Source organism: Polaromonas sp. P1_G4 (genome assembly GCF_056405475.1).
In genome coordinates this window covers 1-3831 of the sequence record NZ_JBFUCA010000423.1, presented here as the reverse complement: position 1 = coordinate 3831, position 3831 = coordinate 1, and the positions used below count along the sequence as shown (strand labels likewise).

General features: G+C 64.8%; 3 protein-coding genes. 2 read left to right on the top strand and 1 reads right to left on the bottom strand.

Annotation, left to right across the window (positions count from 1 at the left end; genetic code table 11):
* Together AC1D1X_RS17905 and AC1D1X_RS17900 are read left to right on the top strand one after the other, a co-directional pair.
* On the top strand, window positions 1-425 hold a 425-nt coding region (locus AC1D1X_RS17905), incomplete at its 5' end, for an FHA domain-containing protein (protein ID WP_477698798.1).
* Between the two features lie 135 nt (window positions 426-560).
* Window positions 561-2771 carry a serine/threonine-protein kinase gene (locus AC1D1X_RS17900; protein WP_477668311.1) on the top strand — a complete coding sequence of 737 codons (2211 nt, stop codon included), beginning with the start codon at window positions 561-563 and terminating at the stop codon, window positions 2769-2771.
* An 82-nt stretch (window positions 2772-2853) separates the two neighbouring features.
* On the opposite strand, the gene AC1D1X_RS17895 is transcribed toward AC1D1X_RS17900, so the two are convergent.
* The coding region (locus AC1D1X_RS17895) for an NAD-binding protein (RefSeq protein ID WP_477698797.1) at window positions 2854-3831 on the bottom strand (978 nt) is incomplete at its 5' end.

The window sequence follows — 3831 nt, the reverse complement described above, 5'->3', positions numbered from 1 at the left end:
GGGCTGAAGCCAGCCATGTCTACCGGGTCGAATGGCAGGCTGGCCGCGACGAGGATGCCACGATGGCCGGGCGTTCGATGTTCTCTTCACCCAGCCAGGCCTTCCTCGAACTCAGCTTTGCGGAACAAACCGTCAGGCTGGATTCGAAAAGCAGCAAGCTGGCGCTGGGCCGGGCCGCCGATGCGGCGCTGACCTTGAACGACCCCCGTGTTTCGCGCATGCATGCCACCCTCGAATGGCGCGGCGGGCATTTTGTATTGACAGACGCTTCCAGCTACGGCACCTGGGTGTACCTGGGCAACCAGAGTGAGGCGGTGGTGCTGCGGCGCACCGAGTGCTACCTGGTTGGCAGCGGCCAGATCGTGCCGGGCTGCGAGCGTACCGACGAAAATGCCCCGCTTGTCACGTTTTCCATCAGGACCTGATCCGCGGAAGAGGGCGGATTCCGGACCTTTTTCGCTGCATGATGCAGGCTAGAATCGTTTTTTGTTTCAAGACGTAGGCGTCCCCCACAGGCCCGCAGCACGGTTTCCGCCAGTTACGTCCATTTCCATTCCCTCATGAGTCTCAAGAAACTTGGCCGTTACGATCTCATCCGCGTCCTCGGCAAGGGGGCGATGGGGCTGGTGTATGAGGGGCGGGATCCCAATCTTGACCGCCGGGTGGCGATCAAGACCATCAAGGTCGAAAATCTGTCGGAAGAAGCCGCCGCAGAGTACGAAGTGCGTTTTCGCACCGAGGCCCGGTCTGCGGCGCGCCTGCAGCATCCGCATATTGTCAGCGTCTATGACTCCGACCGTGACGGCGACATTGCCTTCCTGGTCATGGAATTCGTCGACGGCGACGACCTCAAGCACCACCTGGACAAGGGCAACCTCTACACCCTGGAGCAGACCCTGGGCATCATGGGTGACCTGCTTTCGGCGCTGGATTACGCGCACAGGCAAAGCATCGTCCACCGCGACATCAAACCGGCCAACCTGCTGATCGAGACGAGCGGGCGTGTCAAGCTCACCGACTTTGGTGTGGCACGCATCCAGGATTCCGGCGAAGCCACCCGTACGCAGGGTTCCATGGTCGGAACGCTGAAATACATGTCGCCCGAGCAGGTGCAGGGCCGGCCGATTGACGCCCGCGCAGACCTGTTTGCCGCTGGCATCGTGCTGTATCAACTGCTCACCGGGAAGCGGCCGTTTGACGGTGACACCGACTTCGCCACCATCCAGCAGATCGTCGGGCATACCCCGGTCATGCCGGGTGCGTTCAATGCCCGATTGCCCGCTGCGCTGGATGCCGTGGTGGCCAAGGCCCTGGCCAAATCGCGCGACCAGCGTTATGCCAGCGCGCAGGAGTTCCTTGCTGCGCTGCAGGCCGCGGCACGCGAGGCGCCCGATATCTCGGTGGTTCCGACCGCCGTGCCGCCCGGGCCCGGCAGCAGTTCAACCTGGACTTCCACCATGCTGTCCGGCGAAGCGCTGGTTGACCAGCCGTCAGGCACCAGCGCCAACATCTCGGTCGTGACGCAGGAGCTCGAGCTCGTCTACTGGAAAGACATCAAGGAGTCCATGGATGTGGAAGACATCCAGGGCTTTCTGGCCAAGTTCCCGTCGGGTATCTATGCCGACCTGGCGCGCCGCCGCCTCAAAAAACTCGGCGTGCCTGGCGCAGACGACTCGGACATCGGCCGGCGCCTGGGTACCGGAACGCTGATTGTTCCGCGTCCCGATACACAACCAGCCCCTCCAGCGCCGGCCAGCGTATCCGCCTCCGGGACCGACACCGATATGGCCTGGAAGGCCCTTGAAGAGGCGGCAGCCAAGGCGCCTTTGCCGCCTCATGTGCCGGTGAAGCCCGCCGCCGATGACCCGGATGCCACGCGCCTGGGGACACCGGTGGTCGCTGCGGCGGCTCAGCCGGACCAGGAAGAGCATGATGCATCCACCGACTGGCCGGAGACCGTGTTCAGCGAGGCACCCGTGAGCCCGGCAGCACCTGAGCCTGCCAGCGGGCGGCCAACGCAAGGTGCAGCCGCAATTCCCGCCATGGGCCCAGCCGCGAATACCAACGACGCCGCACGGCCGCCGATAAAGTCAAAATCGGCACGGCGGCGCAGTCCCCTGGCGTCGCCCGGGGTCGCAACGACACCCGCAAAGGCAGCTTCACCTGCACCCTACCGCTACCTGGTGTGGGGTCTGGCGGGCCTGGTGGCGCTGGCCGTGATTGGCCTTGGATGGAAATCCCTTTCCGGTCGCGCTGCCCCTGCCGCCCCGTCTGCCATACCGGCCAATATAGCGGCCAAGGCAGCGCCCGGCGCGGCGGTGGCCACGCCGGCAGCTTCCACTTCGCCCGTGGTGTCTGCGGCGCCTGCTGCAGCTGCACCCGCAGTGCCAGCTGCGCAGGCCCAGCTTGCGGCCTCGGCTGCTTCCTCTTCTGTGGCGAAGGCACCCCTGTCTGCAGCCTCTAGGGCAGCGCTTGCGGCTGCGGCCGCTACCCGAAAAGCTGCATTGGAAAAAGAACGRCAGGCCAAACAGGTTCAGCCCAAATCCGCTGCTACCCCTTCCCCTTCGGTGACCGACCAAGCTGCCACACCGGCGCCGCAGGCGGCTACCGGCAATCCGCGGCAGGCCTGTGAAGGGCGCATCCTCCTCGGTTTCCAGATCTGCATGTCTGAGCAGTGTGCCAAGCCGGGCTTCGCCCAGCACCCGGTTTGTGTGGAGCGACGTGCCATGGAGCAGCGGCGGCGTGACGCCGAGCAGCAGTCGAACCGGTAATTGCCGTTCAATATCCCTGGACAGGCGGGTGCTATAAAATCAATAGCTGCTCGCGCCCGCTACTAAAGGCCTGGAGCTGTTTTTATTCGGATTCCTGGGCATGCCAGGCAGCAGGCCGGCGCTGCGCCTGTTGCTGGCGTTCCTGGGCCAGCTGCTCTTCCAGTTGTAAACGCCCCTGGGTGGCCACGGCGATGACCTTGGTACGGTCCTTGCGGTGCGGGTACATGCGTTCAAACAGCTCGAGGTTGTGCCGGCGAAAGCGCATCGCCGCCTGGCGCGCTTCGTGCGGCGGCTGGCCCAGCAGTTCCAGCACCGTGCGCGCGCTGCGCAGGCTGGACTCGAACACCTCACGTTCCACCTGCATCACGCCGCGGTCACGCAGCGCGTTCCAGTGCGTCACGTCACGCGCGCGGGCGACGATCTGCATCTGCGGAAAATGCTCGCGCGCCAGGTCGACGATCTTGAGCGATTGCTCCATGTCGTCGACCGACAGCACCAGGATTTTGGCTGTGGCCGCGCCGGCCGTGCGCAACAGGTCCAGCCGCGTCGCATCGCCGTAAAACACCCGGTAGCCGAAAGCCCGCACGGTTTCGACCATTTCCGCGTCGTGGTCCAGCACGGTGGCCGGAATGCCCTGGGCCAGCAGCATGCGGCCGACGATCTGGCCGTAGCGGCCGAAACCGGCAATGATGATGGGCGCCTCCTGCTGCTCGGAGATTTCTTCGAGTTGCGGCGTGTCGCAGCCGGCCCAGCGCGGCAGCAACAACTTGTCGACGGCCACCAGCAGCAGCGGGCTCAGCAGCATGGACAGTGCCACCGCGCCTATCAGCAGTGAGGCGATCTCAGCGGAAAACACATGCGCCCCGGCTGCTGCCTGGAACACGACGAAGGCGAACTCGCCGCCCTGCGCCAGCAGTACCGCGAACACCGGGCGTTCCTGGAAAGGCAGCTTCATGAGGCGCGCCAGGCCGTAAATCACCACCAGTTTCAAACCGAGGAAGCCCACCAGGATGGCGGCCATCAGCCCGGGCGATTTCCAGAGCACGCCAAAGTCGATGCT